The organism is Sphingobacterium sp. KH_072, from assembly GCF_057837975.1.
In genome coordinates this window covers 744,953-763,528 of record NZ_CM174457.1, presented here as the reverse complement: position 1 = coordinate 763,528, position 18,576 = coordinate 744,953, and the positions used below count along the sequence as shown (strand labels likewise).

Sequence of the window (18,576 nt, the reverse complement as noted above, 5' to 3'; positions counted from 1 at the left end):
CTCTAATTTTAGGTTTTACGCAAAATTCTAAACAAAATTTTATTATGAGTACACAGCAAAAAGACCTGTCGTATTTCCGTTTACGACTACAGGAACTCCTGAACAGTAGTTTCCCTGAAAAAGCCAGCAACCAAAAATTTATTGACCAGCGTTCCTCGTGGGCTGCCAATGCCTATGAGGATGCGTTCCGTTCCGGCAATGCCATTGAGCAATGTAATGAGATAGCGAATTACATACTCTTTGAGGGTTTGCACTTCTCCAAGTTTGATATGGTTTTTCAGGTAGTATGCAATGAGTTCGATACCCTAATGGCAGACGAGGAACTGCGGCGGTTCGCTCTGAAAATGTTCCCTGTTTGCGAGAATGTTTTCGCCCAATATGAACTAGCCGATGATTTTGCCTACGGTTATGAGTTTGACCTGCTCTATACCGAGATAACCGGAACCATCGCAATATGGATTGAGGAAAATGGGCTTCAGTAAACGGCAGCATCTCTTGCACAATATCGAAGCCCTGCGGATTGCCTTTACATTGGAAAAAGAGCAACGAAACGCTACCGTGGGTGAAAGACTGTCAATGAAACAATACAGCGGATTTGGCGGTCTTAAATTCGTATTGAACCCCATAGCAAATGAAATAGATATCAACCATTGGAGGAAAACCGAACACGATTTATTCCCCATTACGCTGGAACTCCACAAACTGCTCAAAGAAAAGTCCGAAGACGATAAGCAATACCGCCGATACGTGGACAGTATGAAAAGCTCCGTGCTGACGGCTTTTTATACACCTCCACAGGTAATTGATGCAATTTCCGAAACCCTGCGGGAAAGCGATGTAAATATTCAGAAATTCCTTGAACCCTCCGCAGGTATCGGCTCGTTTATACAATCCTTTTCCGAAAACCAACAAACCAAAGTAACTGCCTATGAAAAAGATTTGCTGACAGGCAAAATCCTAAAACACCTCTATCCCGAAAGCAATATCCGTGTGAGCGGTTTTGAGGAAATCCCCGAAAAGGAACAAAATAGCTATGATGTTGTTGCAAGCAACATTCCGTTTGGCGATACTTCCGTGTTCGATCTTACGTTTTCCCGAAGCAAAGACCCCGCAAAAATACAGGCTGCCCGTAGCATACACAATTATTTCTTTTTGAAAGGAAACGATATGCTCCGTGAGGGTGGTTTGCAGGTATTTATTACTTCGCAAGGAATTTTAAACAGCCCCAACAATGAGCCGATACGTAGGGCGTTAATGAAAAGCAACCATCTGGTGTCGGTTGTCCGATTGCCAAACAACCTGTTCACGGAATATGCAGGTACAGAAGTCGGAAGCGACCTGATTATCCTGCAAAAGAATACGGCAAAACAACCTCTGAGCGAATTGGAAGAGCTGTTTTGCCAAAGCAGGCAGACCAAATACGATACTTCAAGCAATGCTTTTTTCCGTGACGGTACGAGGGTCATACATACCGACCGTAAGATAGATACCGACCCATACGGAAAACCTGCAATTATCTATACGCATAAAGACGGTGTTGCGGGGATTGCCAAAGATTTGAAGCAAATGCTTTCCGAAGATTTTGGAAAGCACCTGAATTTTGATTTGTACAAAGGCGAAAGCAACGATGAACCTATCGTACAAATTCCGATTACGCCAACGCCGGCACCTCCGGCTACTGAACCCGAAATCATACAACCCGAACGACCGCGTTTTACTGCACCAGCCATTGTACAGGAAAGCCAGCAGGAATTAAAACAGCTAAGCATTTTCGACCTGTTTGAAAATGTAAATGAAACCGTAGCGGTTATTACCCCGCCAAAGAAAACCACCCAAGCCAAAAGACAAACGACAAAAAGAAAACGTACCCCAAGAGGTCGGCAAACCGACCTCTTTAGCGGAGCGATGCAACAGTCCTATACATCTCCAGCATCAAACGGCACGGTCAATAAAACCTTACAAACCAATGGCACAAAACAGAAAACAATCGGCGATTTATTTTCACAGGCAAACAGTAATGGCCAAGCCGATAAGTCAGCCGGTACCGTACCTGCTACTGTTCCCGAACCTGCTCCGTACAGTGACGAACTCCAACAGTTTCACCGTAACGATTGCCTTGTCGTAGATAACGGTTGGGTCGGCTATTTGCAGGAAGTGGATAAAAGTGATGCAAGGGCAATATTCCACCCGTTGCAGTTACCGTCTTTGCAAAAAGCAAGAGCCGAAGCATATATCCAAGTTCGTGATACCTATATCGACCTCTACCAAAAAGAAGCCGAGAAACATTCAGAACACAAGGAAGAAAGGGAAAACCTTAACCGCTTATACGATGCTTTTGTCAAAAGGTACGGAAATCTCAACAGTGCGGACAATATCAAGCTCATCAAAACAGACAGTGTAGGCAAAGAAATGCCCTATCTGGAGCGTGTCGTTGGTGGTGTAATCCATAAGGCAGATATATTCAGCCGTCCTGTAAGTTTTTCTACCGCAACCATTGCAACGGACAATCCCGAAGAAGCGTTATCGGCTTCGCTGAACAAATACGGAAGCGTGGATTTGGACTTTATGTCCGAAATCAGCGGTATGCCTGCTGATGCTTTGAAAGAAGCCTTACACGGTCTCATCTACTACAATCCATTGCAAAAGGAATATGAAATATTCGAACGCTGGGTTGCGGGCAATGTAGTGGAGAAAGCCAACGAAATAAGAGATTACCTCGAAAGCAATCCCGATGATACCCAAGCTAAAGAAAGCCTTACCGTTTTGGAAGAAGCCCGACCAAGACGTATCGAATTTGAGGAACTCGATTTTAATCTGGGCGAACGCTGGATACCCACTGGCATCTACGCCCGATTTGCATCGCATCTGTTCGACGCAGATGTGAAAATCCACTATTCGGACAGTGCCGATGATTTTTCCGTCACCTGCAAACAGAAAAATGTCCATATATGGGATAAATATGCGGTCAAAGCCCAAAGCCGGACGTATGACGGGATTGCCCTGCTCAAGCACGCCCTTGTCAATACCACACCCGATATTTCCAAAACGGTACAGGTTGACGGAAAGAATGTCAAGGTACGGGATATGGAAGCCATACAAATGGCGAATACCAAGATTGACGAAATCCGAACCTCCTTTAACGATTGGCTCCACGCCCAAAACGATGAGTTCAAGATAAGGATGACTGACCAATACAACGACACCTTTAACTGTTTTGTCCGACCGCACTACGACGGTTCCCATCAGGTGTTTCCGGAATTGGACCGAAAAGCATTGGGTATTGAAGACCTGTATTCAAGCCAAAAGGATGCTGTCTGGATAATAAAGCTCAATAACGGTGCTATCTGCGACCATGAAGTAGGTGCCGGAAAGACGTTGATAATGTGCACGGGTGCACAGGAAATGAAGCGTTTGGGACTGGCTCACAAACCGATGATTATCGGGTTGAAAGCGAATATACCTGAAATTGCCGAAGCCTACCGCACCGCCTATCCGCACGCTAAAATACTCTATCCGGGCATTGATGATTTTACGCCCCAAAAACGACTGCGGATTTTCGGAGATATTAAGAACAACGAGTGGGATTGTGTGATATTGACCCACGACCAGTTCGGAATGATACCCCAATCGCCCGAAATACAAAAGGAAATCCTGCAATCCGAACTGGACAGTGTGGAGGAAAATCTTGACGTTTTGCGAAGTCAGGGCGATGAAGTAACCCGGGGTATGCTCGCCGGAGCAGAGAAACAGAAAGAAAACCTCGAAGTCAAGCTGAAAACCCTGCAACACGACATTGAAAACCGCAAAGATGATATTGTGGACTTCAAGATGATGGGTATCGACCATTTATTTGTAGACGAAAGCCACCAATTCAAAAACCTGATTTTCAACACAAGGCATTCAAGGGTTGCAGGATTGGGCAATCAACAGGGAAGCCTAAAGGCACTGAATCTTTTGTTTGCTATACGGACTATACAGGAACGTACCGATGCGGATATGGGGGCAACTTTCCTTTCGGGTACGACTATCAGCAATTCACTGACCGAATTGTACCTGTTGTTCAAATACCTGCGACCAAGGGCTTTGGCAAAACAGGGCATTAACTCGTTTGATGCGTGGGCGGCAATCTACGCAAAGAAAACAACCGATTATGAGTTTTCGGTCGCCAATAATATCGTGGCAAAAGAGCGTTTCCGCTACTTTATCAAAGTGCCGGAACTCGCTCAATTCTACTCCGAAATCACGGATTACCGTACCGCCGAAATGATTGGAATAGACCGTCCCGAAAAGAACGAGATATTTTACAACATACCTCCAACTCCAGACCAGGAGAAGTTTATTGAAAAGCTGATGGAGTTTGCCAAATCAGGCAAAGGGGAATTACTTGGCAGAAAACCGCTATCTAAAAAAGAAGAAAAAGCAAAAATGCTTATCGCTACGGACTACGCTCGAAAGATGTCTTTGGATATGCGAATGGTAAGCCCCCATTACCAAGACCACGCCGATAACAAAGCTTCCCATTGTGCAGATAATATTGCTAAATATTACAATAAATTCAATGCACAGAAAGGCACGCAGTTCATCTTCTCGGATTTGGGAACATACAAGCCAAATCAGTGGAATATCTACTCCGAAATCAAACGTAAGCTCGTGGAAGACCACGACATACCTGCACACGAAATCCGCTTTATACAGGAAGCGAAGAATGACAAGCAACGAAAAGAGCTAATCAAAGGAATGAACGAGGGCAAAATCCGTGTCCTTTTCGGTTCTACGAGTATGCTCGGTACAGGTGTGAACGCACAGAAAAGAGCCGTTGCCGTACACCATTTAGATACGCCGTGGCGACCGTCCGACCTTGCGCAAAGGGACGGTAGGGCTATCCGCAAAGGCAATGAGATTGCCAAGCATTTTAACGACAATAAAGTGGATGTAATCATCTATGCCGTTGAAAAATCGCTGGATAGTTATAAGTTCAACCTGCTGCACAACAAACAGCTATTTATTGACCAATTAAAATCCAACAATCTTGGTAAACGGACGATTGACGAAGGTGGTATGGATGAAAAGTCGGGTATGAATTTCTCGGAATATGTAGCTATCCTTATGGGCAATACCGACCTTTTGGACAAAGCTAAAATAGAGAAACAGATTGCCGGATTGGAAAGCGAAAGGCAATCGTTCAATCGTTCAAAATCAAGTGCCAAGTACAAACTGGAAGATTATGAGGCAGAACTTGGAAAAGCCCAATCCCGCTATGACCGTATGAGCCTTGATTGGAATAATTTGCAGGGACGTATCCAAAAAAACACTGACGGTTCCGTTGCCAACCTTATTAAATTAGACGTTTTGTCGCCCAATGCGGATATAAAACAAATCGGTGCAAAGCTCAATCAGCTTGCCGACAAATCCCGAACGGGTGGGGATTATGAAGAAATCGGTAATCTGTATGGCTTTCAACTTTTGGTAAAAACGGAAATGTCACAAAAAGAGGGGGTGGATATTCGTGTAAACCGTTTTTTTATTCAAGGTGAGGGTACTATCAAATATACATTCAACAATGGTGTAATGGCAAAAGATCCCGAAACAGCTTCACTAAATTTTATTAAAGCATTGGAAAAGCTGCCCACCTATATCAGAAAAGAACAGGAGAATATGGCAGATTTCCAAAAAAACATTCCAATACTTAAGGAAGTAATCAATGGTACGTGGACAAAAGAAAACCGACTTAGCGAACTCAAAACGGAGTTGGCGGCAATTGAGCGGAAAATACAGTTATCTAACACTCCGGAACCAATAGAAAAGTCTACAGAACAAGTCGAAAAGCAGCAAGAAAATCCAAAGGCTATGGAAAGCGTAGTACCGACAAAAAGTATTTATATGTCACGGGGAGTATTGTAAAAACATTTACCCATTCATACATTTTCCTAATCACAACATCTCAGGTTCGTTCAATTTATTTCTGGACTGTGATTCATTTCAAAATTGATGAATAAATAGTAGCATAAACCACTACATTACAGAAATAATCTTACACCCACATATCTTATCTGTAGCTCGTTTTGAATCCAAAAAATCAAACAAATTGAATTGTATGTTGTTCTGTCTATGTGTTCTATCAAAAAAAGTCTTTAACATTTCATTATTAAAAGAGAAAAGGAAATTGATAATAATAATATACATCTATGAAATTAGCGATAAAAATAATGGCAATAGCAGGAATACTGTTATTTATCCAAGCGTGCGATAAGGACGATATCAACAAAATCAAAATCCAGAATCACGATGACAATGAAATGATGACTATCATGCACAACATGATGGATGAGATGATGGCCATGCAAATGCCCCCCGACCCTGATAATGCTTTTGCTCTGATGATGCGAATGCATCATCAGGGAGCGATCGACATGGCAAATAAGGAACTGCAATCCGGCGATGATGCGCAAATGAGGGAGATGGCCCAGAAAATAATTAAAGACCAGAAGGCTGAGATTCAAGAATTAACCACATTTCTCAATGGTCACGTACCGCATCTAAATGTTCCCGAATTTGTTACAGAGCAGATGAAAAATATGGAACGCTCAGGCAGAGTGACAGATCTCCAAATCATTAATGGAGACACGGATCACGATTTTGCCATGTTGATGATTCAGCATCATCAAAATGCAATTGGAAACGCAAAATTGGAACTTATTTACGGACACGAAAGTGCTATGCAGACAATGGCAAAAAATATTATTGAAAAACAGGATCAGGAAATCTCGGAGATTCAAACCTGGTTATTAGCTAATAAGAATAGATAAATAATTTCTCACTTTAAACAATAAAATTATGTCACATCAACAATTTCAAAAATGTATTGACGAATGCTACGCCTGTGCTGTAGCTTGTAACCATTGTGCAGCTTCTTGCTTGCAAGAGGACAATGTAAAAATGATGGCTCGATGTATCCAGCTTGATCTGGAATGTGCAGCCATATGTAGAGCCGCAGCCGAACTCATGAGTTTGGGAAGCCAATATAGCCGTCACCTTTGCAAGCTATGTGCGGAGATTTGTAGAGCGTGTGGAGATGAATGTGCTAAGCATGATATGCAACATTGCAAAGAGTGTGCGGATGCTTGCTACAAATGCGCAGAAGCTTGTGAGCAAATGGCAACGGCGGTATAATCTCATTATTGGTAGAAGTCTAAAAACCTCCAATGAATTCAAACTGGGTAAAGAATTTCAGGACCGTTTCCATTTGTAAACGATAGTTAGGGAAAGAGGAAAATGGACTGGCTCCTTCGCCGAATAATGATCGACGGGAGTGTAAAATAAACTGTGTCAATGGTTGAATTACCGCCCCGCGGGGCGGTAATTCAACCATTTTTCTTATTGCAAATCTAACACCATTCTTCCCGGAAACCAAATTGCTAATTTCTGTGCTGTTGTTCCCCAATTGGCTAGTGGCATCGTCCATTTCTTCTTAATGTTGTTATGTGCTAAATAAATCAATTTCAATAACGCTATATCGGAGGTGAATGCACCTTTAGTTTTGGTGACCTTACGCACTTGGCGATGAAATCCTTCGATCGTGTTAGTCGTGTATATCAACTTTCGGATGGATTTATCGTATCGGAAATAGGTGGTCAGACGATCCCAGTTGCGTCGCCAGGATTCAATGACCACAGGATACTTTTCACCCCATTTATCCTGAAGTTCATCCATCCGAAGCTCGGCTAGATCCAACGTATCGGCCCTATATACGGGTTTTAGATCGTTCATGAACTCCTTTTGATCCTTACTGGCTACATACTTTAGGCTGTTTCGGATTTGATGTACTACACAGGTCTGTACTTCGGTGTCGGGAAAAACACTCTGTATCGCTTCGGAAAACCCTTTTAAATTATCGATACAAGCAATTAAGATATCCTCTACGCCTCGATTTTGTAAATCAGTCAATACGCTCAACCAAAAGTTAGCTCCCTCATTCTCCGAAACATACATCCCTAACAGATGCTTATGTCCATTTCGATCAATGCCAAGAATATTGTATACTGCCCGCGAAACAAACCGATGGTCTTCTTTTACTTTGTAGTGCATGGCGTCCATCCAAACAATCGTATAAAGCGAGTCTAGACTTCTTGATTGCCACTCCTTGACCTGGGGAATGATCTTATCGGTAATCGAAGAAAGCTAAAATCGTCTCACGTTTCTTAATAAGCTGGGGTTCGAAGTTAGACCGACGGTCACGCGGAGTATCGATCTCGATAGTGCCATCTGAGGTGCGAATCTGCTTGCTGGACTTGCCGTTACGACGATTACCACAAGAGCGTTCAGCTTCATCCAGATGGCTCTCAATCTCAGCTTCTAGCGCTGCTTCTAAAAACTTTTTCATTAAAGGAGCAAAAGCTCCGTTCTTGCCATAAAGTGATTCACCACTACGTAACTGTTCTAGGGCCAGGTCCTTCATGGACTCAAAATCAAAATCGCTTTCCTTAATACTCATAATTACTATGTCAAAAATAATACTTCTGTTTATTATCCTTGACACAGTTTATTTTACAGTCTCTGATCGACAAAATCGTCTTTTGATTTTATATTTCGTCCTGTTCTTCCATTTTTTTAATCAAAGCATCACGTAAGCTGTCAAGGAATTTCGTTCGGTTCAGCTTTCTTGCTTTGAGTTCCAAAAATGTATGGTAAAAATCGCCCAAATCAACATTAAAACTGTTTTCAAAAAATCTGACTATGGTTATAATATCTGTATTCCCATTATTGAAGACGGCTTGAGAATGCAGTCCGTAAATCAATTCCGTTAAAGCCGCTTTGCTTCCCGTCCAACTTAATGTTGGTAGGTCTATTGATTTATCTTTATAGATTATGTTGTGAAGTTGGTCTTCAAGATAAACTTGAATCAGGTCATTGGCAATTATTTTTGCCGCCTTATAATCGTGGGATGTAGAAAACCGGTGGTCGGTTTCAAAATAAACCGTGTCCAAACTTAACTTTATATCGTGTTTGCCCCGAACAAATAACTTTTCATCTACAAATGAACTGCCTGTTCGGTAATATTTATAGAATTCAAGGTTACTCTCAAAATACCGTTTGAGTTTCCTTAGCTCACCATTAATGTATTTCCTAATAGCTTTTATATCATTAGGTTTTTTTGTCTCTATTTTATAGATAGCGTTATAGTAAATGAGTTTTGCAACAATGACTGGTTTTTGATATTTGAAAAAGTGGATCTCTTCATTTATACTATCAAAGCCATTTTTTAGTGTATATTCCTTTATTTCGGAAAGTCTCGATAATATCAACTCGATAATAACTTCATACAAAGCTATGGAACCATCCAGTTCAAGAGACACCTCTTTTATTTCATCTTCTAGTTTCTTTATTATTTCCTCGTAATAATTGCTCATTAAGTAACATTTTTAATTCATCAAAAGAGGTCGGATTCTAAATCCGACCTCATAGAAAGTCAAACTTAATAGGACAAATTCAATCCGAACCCCCAGCCCATATCGCTGTCATAATGGGTAGTAGCGGCAATGTTTCTGGTCAAAATGTATTTTAGACCACCCATATACTCTTTGTCTGTATTTACCATAAATGCCCCTCTCAATCTTGCAGTCAAAGGGATATCCTCCCTTGCTAATTGGAGGCGGACAATACCGTCTGAATATACCTCAGCTTGAAAATCGACCAGCATAGGTAAAGTGTAAACGAAACCTGCACTTAGTTTGGCTCTTTTATTTTTCGTGTTTTTCTGCCCGAACATATTCTTTTCGATCTCATGGCTGCCAAATTCCCGATATCTCCAATCGAAGCCTACGAAAGGCAGAAACCACTGCATTTTTCCGATATATCGACCGAAGTGCGTTTCAGTTTCATATCCATGGCGATTATTATAACCTAATCTCCATTCGGTACTAAGTTTCCAGCGTGTATTTTGAAGCATTGCCTGCCCGTCGTTACCATTTGTAGCAAAGTCGTTCTCAGCCATAAAATGCCATCCATTGCTCTCTTTTTGCAGTTTTTTATATGCTTTTTCTTTGTTAGGCAGATTTGGGTTTTGATAATCACCTACTGCAAAAACCCGGTTCATACCTGCCATCATATGATACATAATATGACAATGGAAGAACCAGTCACCCTCGGTATTGGCGGCAAATTCAATGATATTCGTCTCCATAGGCATGATGTCAATGACATTCTTTAGCGGGGACTGTATTCCATTACTATTTAGGACACGGAAATCAAATCCGTGGAGATGCATTGGATGCCGCATCATGGAGTTGTTGAACAGTTTAATCCTGAGAATTTCTCCTTTCTTGACAGGAATCTTATCCACTTCGGAAAGAACCTTGTTATCCATGCTCCAGACATACCTATTCATGTTCCCTGTGAGCGTAAAGGTCACTTCTTTTACCGGTTGATCTTTTGACAGTTCGGTATTGTACGGTGATTTAAGCATGTCGTAATTTAAGGTAACGATGTCATAACTTGACATATCATGGGCTGAGTGATCCATTGAGGAGTCCATTTCCATTTTACCCATCGCTTTATTACCATTTTTATCACCTGTGATCTCGGGATACATTACCGAATTCATGTCCATCTTTTGGAGACTCATTTTCATCCCCATGTCCTTCATGTCCCCGTTCATTTTCATCATATCGTTCATCATCTTCATGCCCTCAAAGTATTTAAGTTTCGGAAGTGGGGGATGTGGTACTTTCCTTCCTTCGCCGATATAAATCGATGCAGATTCGGTGCGATCCTCAGGGGTAACCAATAACTCATAGGAATTATTTGGCTCAGGAATGGTAACGATGATATCGTAAGTTTCCGAAACCCCCTACGATCAGCCTATCCACTTCAACCGGTTCGACATCATTCCCGTCACTGGCAACGACGGTAATCTTTCCACCTGCGTAATTGATCCAAAAATAGGATGAAGCACCACCATTAGCGATCCTCAACCGAACTTTGTCTCCCGCCTTAAATTGTGAGAGTTGCTGCCCATCTGCGCCGTTGATCAAAAATTTATCATAATAAACATCACTGACATCCATCGCAAGCATACGTTTCCACTCGTTTGTAACTTTCGTTTTAAAATGTCCTTCTTTTATAGCTTCCAGATAACTTTGGGTCGTCCCTTTCTTAATTGCAAACCAGTCATTGGCATTATGAAGCATCCGGTGGACATTGTCTGGATTTAAATTTGTCCATTCACTTAAAATCAAAGGAACTGTAGGCAGATCATCAATACCTTTCCTGAATGTGGGATCACCCTCACGTTTATTCATTATGAAAGAACCATACATACCTATCTGTTCCTGCATGCCGGAATGCGAATGGTACCAATGCGTACCATGTTGGATTATCGGAAAGCGATACGTATAGGTAGAATTTGGCTCAATGGGCTTTTGGGTCAGCCAAGGAACACCATCTTCTTTGTTGGGCAGCATTACACCATGCCAATGCAGGGATGTGGCTTCGTCCATAAGGTTGTGTACCATGATCTCTGCCGTGTCCCCTTCCGTAAATGTCAATGTGGGCATCGGTATCTGTCCATTAACTGCGATAGCTCTTTTGGATTTTCCGCCATAGGTAACAATGGTGTCTTTTACATACAGATGGTATTTTACAACCTTTCCGCCACCAATTATCTTCTCTGGAAGCATTGGGACATTTTCTTGGGCTTGCTTGTTCATATTCATCTCTCCGTGGCTTTCGTTACCCTCCATCTTTTTAGGAACAAGCTTCATCCCGCATTTGGGACAGTTTCCCGGTTTATCGGAGAGTATTTCTGGATGCATTGGACAGGTGTATGCCTTTTGTTGTTCCGTCTCGCCCTCATTTACATTTATTTGTGGGTTACCCATTTTTTGCTCATGAGACGAGTGTGTTGATTGAGCGCTACTGTTTATCGTAACAAGCATAAGTAGCAGTATTAAATTATATCTCATAACATATTGTTGTTGTTACTGTTCGACAAGGATTGATTGCCACCATCATTTTAGCGGTTTTAATTTTAAGAGGCTCGCATTGATCGCTACTACAATGGTACTAACGCTCATCAACACCGCACCCATTGCAGGGCTGAGTACGAAATTTGGATACAATATCCCTGCTGCTAAAGGAATGGCTACCACGTTGTAACCTACAGCCCAAATAAGATTTTGAACCATTTTCTTGTATGTCCGTTTTCCAAAATCCACTAATTTCATTACATCCCGTGGATCACTGTTTACTAAGATAATATCCGCAGTTTCGGCCGCTACATCTGTTCCGGAACCCACTGCTATGCCGACATCTGCCTGTGCTAAAGCGGGCGCATCATTCACGCCGTCTCCGGTCATTGCTACAATTTCTCCGGCTGCCTGATACTCTTTTACCTTTTCCTGTTTTTGGTGGGGCAGAACATTGGCCATAAAGCCATCCATCCCTAATTTATCGGAAACCGCTTTGGCTATGTGTTCATTATCGCCCGTGAGCAGGAAAGATTTGATGTTCATCTTTCTTAATTCATCAATTGCCTCTTGAGATCCTTGACGAATACTGTCCGCCAAGGTGATTATTCCAATTACCTTATCGTTAATCAAAACAAAATTCACGGTTTCAGCATCTTGATTGATCTCTGTTGGAATTTCAGGCATTGATAAATTATTTGCTTTAAAATAGTTGGGACCGGCAGCCACAACTTTTTTCTTATTTACGACGCCTTGGACACCGATACCCTGCATGTATTGAAAATCTTCTGAGTTCCATAATTCAAGGCTCCTTTCTTTCAAGGTTGTCATCACGCCTTTGGCAATATGATGCTCGGAATTTTGTTGAACCGCCGCCGCATACATGATGATGTCGTCAGCTGTATATTCATCGGTTACCGGGATTACCCTTTCCACAGCGTGAGAGCCTTGGGTAAGCGTTCCTGTTTTATCAAAAATAATGGTAGACAAATTCCGTGTAGTTTCAAACGCGGTTCGATTGCGGATCAGCAGACCGTTTGTTGCTGAAAGGGTGGTCGAAATGGCGACCACTAATGGTATAGCAACACCCAATGCGTGCGGACAGGCTGTAACCATAACCGTGACCATTCTTTCCAGAGCAAAAGCAAGGTCGCCGCTGCTGCTGAACCAATAAATAAAGGTGCCTACACCTACTGCGATGGCGATGAATGTGAGCCACTTTGCTACCTTATCAGCAAGGTTTTGCGTATTGGACTTTGCCTCTTGTGCCTCTTGTACAAGATTGATGACTTTATTGAGATAACTATCCTTCCCTACACCGGTTGCGGTTATTTTTAGCATGCCATCGCCATTAATAGATCCGGCAATCACTTTTCCACCTGCCTGCTTTTTTACAGGAACGCTTTCTCCTGTCAGCATACTTTCATTTACAGATGAATTTCCTCCTGAAATTACCCCATCAGCCGGGATTTTTTCACCGGGCCTGATGATAACGGTCTCACCGTTTTTTAGTTCTTCCAGTTTTATTTTCAGAGCTTCACCATTTCGTTCAACAGTTACTTCATTTGGCAACAAAGCCACAAGGGATTGTAATGCCTTGGAGGCTGCCATTTGCGAACGCATTTCCAACCAGTGACCAAGCAACATAATGACGATCAGCGTTGCCAATTCCCAAAAGAAATCCATTCCTTGAAGGCCAAATACGACTGCCGTGGAATAAAAATAGGCTACAGAAATAGCGATGGCAACTAACGTCATCATCCCAATGGCTTTTGCTCTGATTTCCCCCACCATTCCTTTTAAAAAAGGCATCCCTCCGTACAGGTAAATTAAAGTCCCAAGGGCGAGCAGCACGTATTTGTCTCCGGTAAATTCCAAACTGTACCCAAGCCAGTTTTGGATCATATGTGAAAGAGCCAGAATAGGAACAGTAATAATTAAACTGATCCAAAATCTTTTCAGGAAATCATGTGTCTGATGGCCTTCGTGTTTATCATGTAGGTGTGCTGAATGCTGGTCTTCCCCATGATCATGGTGTTTGTGGTCGTGATTATCGGTTTTCCCAAAAGGAACTAAAGCCATCCCGCACAATGGGCACTTTCCCGGCTCATCTTTGAGTATCTGGGGGTGCATTGGACAAACGTATTTTTTCATAAAAAAAGATTTAAGATTTTTTAAATTTATTAGCTATAGTGAAGAATAATGTATTTTTAACAAGGTAACCTTTTAGTGTGGTTTAAAAGTCTATTCTATTTCTTCAATACTGTAGAGTTCTGGGATTTCAGCATCCCATCCATGTGTTTCCTTTATCCCTTTTTGAAGGGCTTCCGCACTTTCTTTTTCGCCGTGTACAATAAAGATTCGCTCGGGTTTATTGTTTAATTTGCTCATCCAATCCATAAGTTCTGCATGGTCTGCATGTGCCGAGAGTCCTTTAATTTCAGCTACCTCCATATTAAAAGGCACCCATTTTCCGTATACTTTTAATTCCTTATCCCCTTCCAATAATTTTCTTCCACGGGTACCTTCAGCCTGATAACCTATAAACAGCAAGGTATTCTTGGGGTTCTGCGCTTGTGTTTCGAGATAGTTGAGCATTCTTCCACCTGTAATCATTCCACTACCTGCAATTACTATTTTAGGTTTATTGTCAGTTCGTAATTCCATAGTTTCACGATAGCTGCTTACCACTGTAAAATACGAACACATTTCATCACATTCATTGTCTTTTAATCGATGCCAATCCCTTGTGCGGTGGAACAGCTCCAATATATTGGCTCCCATTGGGCTGTCCATTATCATTTCTACTTTTGGTATTTTGTTCTCCTTGAGCAATGTCCAAAAAACAAGCATCATCAGTTGGGCCCGTTCAACAGAAAAACTTGGGATAAATAAGCAGCCGCCTCTATTGATGGTGTCGTTGACTAATTTTTCAATCTGTGGAATGGCTTCCACTTCATCAGGATGAAACCTTCCTCCATAGGTCGATTCTATGAAAAGAACATCGGCCTTTTTCGGTTTCAAGGGTGGGTACAATAGTAAATCATTTGTTCTTCCAATATCGCCCGAAAAAACAAAGCGTTTTCCGTGTACATCCAGCTCTATGAAAGTAGCACCCAAAATATGTCCATTATACTTAAATCGGGCTCTGATACCATCAAACAATGGAATCCATTGTGATTGTGGAACACCCTTAAAATGTGAAATGGTTTTTTCTACATCCTTTAAATCGTAAAGTGGTACGGCGGGACTGTGTTTGGAATAACCTTCCTTATTGGCACGCGCGGCTTCCTGTTCCTGTATTTTTGCACTGTCGTTCAGTATGATTTTGGCAATATCCAATGTTGGATTGGTGCCATAGATAGGCCCATTATACCCTTGTTTTACCAATCGAGGGAGATAACCTGTATGGTCTAAATGGCCGTGGGTAAGCAGTACCACATCTATTTTTGAAACTTCTACAGGCAGATACTCCCAGTTTTTAAGGCGCAATTCTTTCAACCCTTGAAAAAGACCGCAGTCTATTAGAATTTTACGATCTCCCGTGTCCACTAAATATTTTGAGCCGGTTACGGTACTTGCCGCACCCAAAAAATGGATATTTATTTTATTGTTTTTCATTTGTCCGGTATTTTATAGTGTCCACCACCAGAAAGGTGTGTAAGCGATTCTCCAATTTTCATCTTTTTTGTATTTAAATTAATAATTGTTTATTTGTGACTTCATATATGAGTGGCGCATAATTCTTCTGAATCTTCGAGAATATTTTTATGTCTTGCTTTCGGTATCCCTATTTTCTCTAATAAACCTGGGTTTCCGTAAACTTCTTTGCAAAGCACAATACCTTCATCCAATAACTTTGTTTTTTCAGCTTTTGTGAGTGTTGTTAAAGCGGTTAACGGATGTAGCCCGGATTTATCTATTCTATCCTTTAAACCATTTCCTCTTGGGTAATCCCAACCTGTCAATAATAATCCAACACAATTTCCATATTGTATGGCATCACTTGTAAATCGGGTATTGGTGTACAAACCTCCTTTATGAAATTTAGCCTCGTGGCCTTTTAATTGTAGCCATTGTTTTTCTACATCCAAAAATCTTGAATGGATATATAAGGGAATCTTCACATTGCAAAAACGTCCCTGGTCACTGTGGTATTTACATTCTATCATATAATGATCATTATCCTTTTGTGCTACCACATCCACTTCGTGTTGTACACAATTACCTTTTACAATCACACCAACTTTTGCATCAAACCCTTCGTGGGCCAACAATTTACCTACCAATTTTTCAAACGGAAAGCCGGATGGCCCCAATTCCATCAAGGCTTTTTTGAGCTTGTACTTTGAAGCACTAACCCTTGATTTATCCTTCAGCATCTTGAACGCCATTTGATAAATTTTTTTGGTGGAAATACCATCATATAATTGGTTTTCCACTTGCGCTACTATATGTTGAATCAATTCTTCACTTGCTTGGGAACGCCTTAAGGAATTAATAAGCTTGTCTACATTAAAAGCTACCACGTCGCCAGAATACTTCACTATGTTGATTGGGTGTTTCATTTTTTTATATGTATTGTCATTACTGGTAATGCTGAATGAATTGGTTATGACCTCGGCAATGATTTTTTAAAATAAGCTTAGAAATCCTAAAGGACTGATGTTTTAACCAAATACTTCACGCTATTGTAATTTTACCGTTCAAATAAACACTTTGGACCGCATTGATTAATTCTATCCCTTCAGCGAATGGTTTTTGAAATGCCTTTCTTCCCATAATCAATCCAGTTCCTCCTGCTCGTTTATTGACTACGGCCGTTATAACTGCTTCAACGAAATCAGACTCACCTTTGGATCCGCCTCCTGAATTGATCAATCCTATTTTGCCCATATAGCAATTGGCCGCCTGCAATCTGCATAAGTCAATAGGATGGTCTGTGGTAAGCGCTTTATACATAGCATCGTCATACTTTCCAAATCCTATTTCTCTAAATCCAAAATTGTTGGTCGGAATTTTTTGTTTGATTATATCAGCCTGAATGGTCACACCCAAATGATTGGCTTGTCCCGTTAAATCTGCAGACGTGTGATAATCTTCAGTTTCGGTTTTAAAAGCATCATTACGGGTATAGCACCATAAAATGGTTGCCATTCCCAAACTATGTGCTTCTTCGAAGGCTTCGGCTATTTCTTTAAGCTGTCTGTTACTTTCTTTTGAACCAAAATAAATGGTAGCACCCACAGCAACAGCTCCCATATCCCAAGCCGATTTAACCTTTCCAAATAGTGTTTGGTCATAGGAATTTGGATAGGTAAGCAGTTCATTGTGATTAATTTTTACAATAAATGGGATTTTGTGGGCATATTTTCGGGCGTTCAATCCCAGTACGCCAAACGTAGATGCCACAGCATTGCAACCAGCTTCAATGGCTAGTTTTATTATATTCTCGGGGTCAAAATAGTCACGGTTTTTATAGAACGAAAAAGCGGCACTATGCTCAATACCTTGATCGATAGGCAGGATGCTTAAGTAGCCTGTGCTTCCCAGATTCCCGTGTTTGTACAACTGGGAAAGACTTCGCAGTACTTGTGGATTTCTATTGCTATTTCCAAATACCTGGTCAAGACCATCCTTACCGGGGGTTTGTAATTCATCCTTCGTTATTTTTTCACAAACGTGATCCAAATAGAAGGATGCCTTTTTCCCTAATAGCTCTGCAATATTTTCGCTTATTTTCATTTTTTTAACTTTACTTAATTCATAAACTTCTATTTGTTTTGGAAAAGGACGTTGCCGTATCGGTTTCAATTCCGGAAAGTGCATAACTAGACCAACCCGTTGCTCTCAAAATCCTTTTGCTCAAGAACTTAACTGCTTCTTGTTTTTATGTGCCATTCCAAGTTGATTTTATTTATAGCTAACAGTAAAATAACCACCGTTCGCTTGTTTAAATTCCTGCTTCTGCAATAAACCCGAAAGCGTTAAATATTCCGTTACGTCATAATTAATTGTTCTTACCTGTATGCCCATTAGATAAGCTTTAATGGAAATTTTTTCTGTAATCTTCAGGTTGTTATTTTCTTTAATGAGCACACGATTGGTGACATCTACATTGTTTTTTGACCCAAGGAAATTGAGAATGCCTGTTTCCACATACATCGTCAAACTCATACTGCGTATCATTTCATCAGCCGCTAAAGCATAAAGTTTTTTAAAATCCCCGGATTTCACGGACACCCTGACCTTCCTCTTTTTGGGATTGATTGCAAAGACCGATAAAAGCACGTCAGCGTCTTCGGGACGGCACTCATAATTGGTCGTGTAGGTTGACTCTAACTTCTGTGCTTCGTCATAAAGTTCAGTTTTGATGTTTATAAAGAAAGTCCCGCCCCTTCGGGCCATTTTTCCGGCAGTAAATATTTGCTTCCCTGTAAGTTTTCCCTTTTTGTCAAAACTTTCTCTTGTTATCTTTTTGCCTTCTATTTGCTCAATCAACATTGCATTGTCCTGAGCTTTCAATGTCGCAAAAGGAAATAGGAACAGAGTGAAAAATAATATGCTATAAATTGATTTATTCATATCTCGTTTTTTTTCTTTAAGCCAGATT

The 18,576-nt window shown here is 41.2% G+C and carries 10 protein-coding genes and 2 pseudogenes; 4 read left to right on the top strand and 8 right to left on the bottom strand.

Translation table 11 applies throughout. The features are described 5' to 3' along the window. Window positions 1–44: 44 nt before the first annotated feature. From AC3IRT_RS03615 to AC3IRT_RS03600, 4 genes are all read left to right on the top strand, one after another. Window positions 45–482, top strand: coding sequence for a DUF1896 domain-containing protein (locus tag AC3IRT_RS03615; RefSeq protein ID WP_002993229.1), 438 nt, complete (start codon window positions 45–47; stop codon window positions 480–482). Then, a complete protein-coding gene (locus AC3IRT_RS03610) occupies window positions 469–5,901 on the top strand; it encodes an N-6 DNA methylase (RefSeq protein ID WP_260041227.1) in 5,433 nt (1,810 codons plus the stop codon). The genes AC3IRT_RS03615 and AC3IRT_RS03610 overlap by 14 nt, the downstream gene beginning before the upstream one ends. Before the next feature lie 284 nt (window positions 5,902–6,185). Beyond that, complete coding sequence (locus tag AC3IRT_RS03605) at window positions 6,186–6,806, top strand: DUF305 domain-containing protein (protein WP_002993226.1); 621 nt, start codon at window positions 6,186–6,188, stop codon at window positions 6,804–6,806. A 28-nt stretch (window positions 6,807–6,834) separates the two neighbouring features. Further along, window positions 6,835–7,170 carry a four-helix bundle copper-binding protein gene (locus tag AC3IRT_RS03600; RefSeq protein ID WP_002993225.1) on the top strand — a complete coding sequence of 112 codons (336 nt, stop codon included), beginning with the start codon at window positions 6,835–6,837 and terminating at the stop codon, window positions 7,168–7,170. A 204-nt stretch (window positions 7,171–7,374) separates the two neighbouring features. Here the strand turns inward: AC3IRT_RS03600 and AC3IRT_RS03595 are convergent. The 8 genes and pseudogenes from AC3IRT_RS03595 to AC3IRT_RS03560 all read right to left on the bottom strand — a co-directional run bounded on the left by AC3IRT_RS03595 (window position 7,375) and on the right by AC3IRT_RS03560 (window position 18,548). After that, window positions 7,375–8,491, bottom strand: a pseudogene (locus tag AC3IRT_RS03595) (IS256 family transposase). An 88-nt stretch (window positions 8,492–8,579) separates the two neighbouring features. Next, window positions 8,580–9,407, bottom strand: coding sequence for an RteC domain-containing protein (locus AC3IRT_RS03590; protein WP_002993221.1), 828 nt, complete (start codon window positions 9,405–9,407; stop codon window positions 8,580–8,582). Between the two features lie 65 nt (window positions 9,408–9,472). Continuing rightward, window positions 9,473–11,876, bottom strand: a pseudogene (locus AC3IRT_RS03585) (multicopper oxidase domain-containing protein). A gap of 129 nt (window positions 11,877–12,005) precedes the next feature. Then, window positions 12,006–14,117 (bottom strand): heavy metal translocating P-type ATPase, encoded by a 2,112-nt coding sequence (locus AC3IRT_RS03580; RefSeq protein WP_003010077.1) that lies wholly within the window; start codon window positions 14,115–14,117, stop codon window positions 12,006–12,008. 90 nt (window positions 14,118–14,207) lie between these two features. After that, window positions 14,208–15,584, bottom strand: coding sequence for an MBL fold metallo-hydrolase RNA specificity domain-containing protein (locus tag AC3IRT_RS03575; RefSeq protein ID WP_489395119.1), 1,377 nt, complete (start codon window positions 15,582–15,584; stop codon window positions 14,208–14,210). Between the two features lie 101 nt (window positions 15,585–15,685). Next, a complete protein-coding gene (locus tag AC3IRT_RS03570; RefSeq protein WP_003010073.1) occupies window positions 15,686–16,531 on the bottom strand; it encodes an ATP cone domain-containing protein in 846 nt (281 codons plus the stop codon). Between the two features lie 115 nt (window positions 16,532–16,646). After that, window positions 16,647–17,777 carry a class I fructose-bisphosphate aldolase gene (locus AC3IRT_RS03565; protein WP_489395118.1) on the bottom strand — a complete coding sequence of 377 codons (1,131 nt, stop codon included), beginning with the start codon at window positions 17,775–17,777 and terminating at the stop codon, window positions 16,647–16,649. 99 nt (window positions 17,778–17,876) lie between these two features. Then, window positions 17,877–18,548, bottom strand: a complete 672-nt coding sequence (locus AC3IRT_RS03560) for a hypothetical protein (protein ID WP_147284239.1) — start codon at window positions 18,546–18,548, stop codon at window positions 17,877–17,879. Window positions 18,549–18,576: the final 28 nt, after the last annotated feature.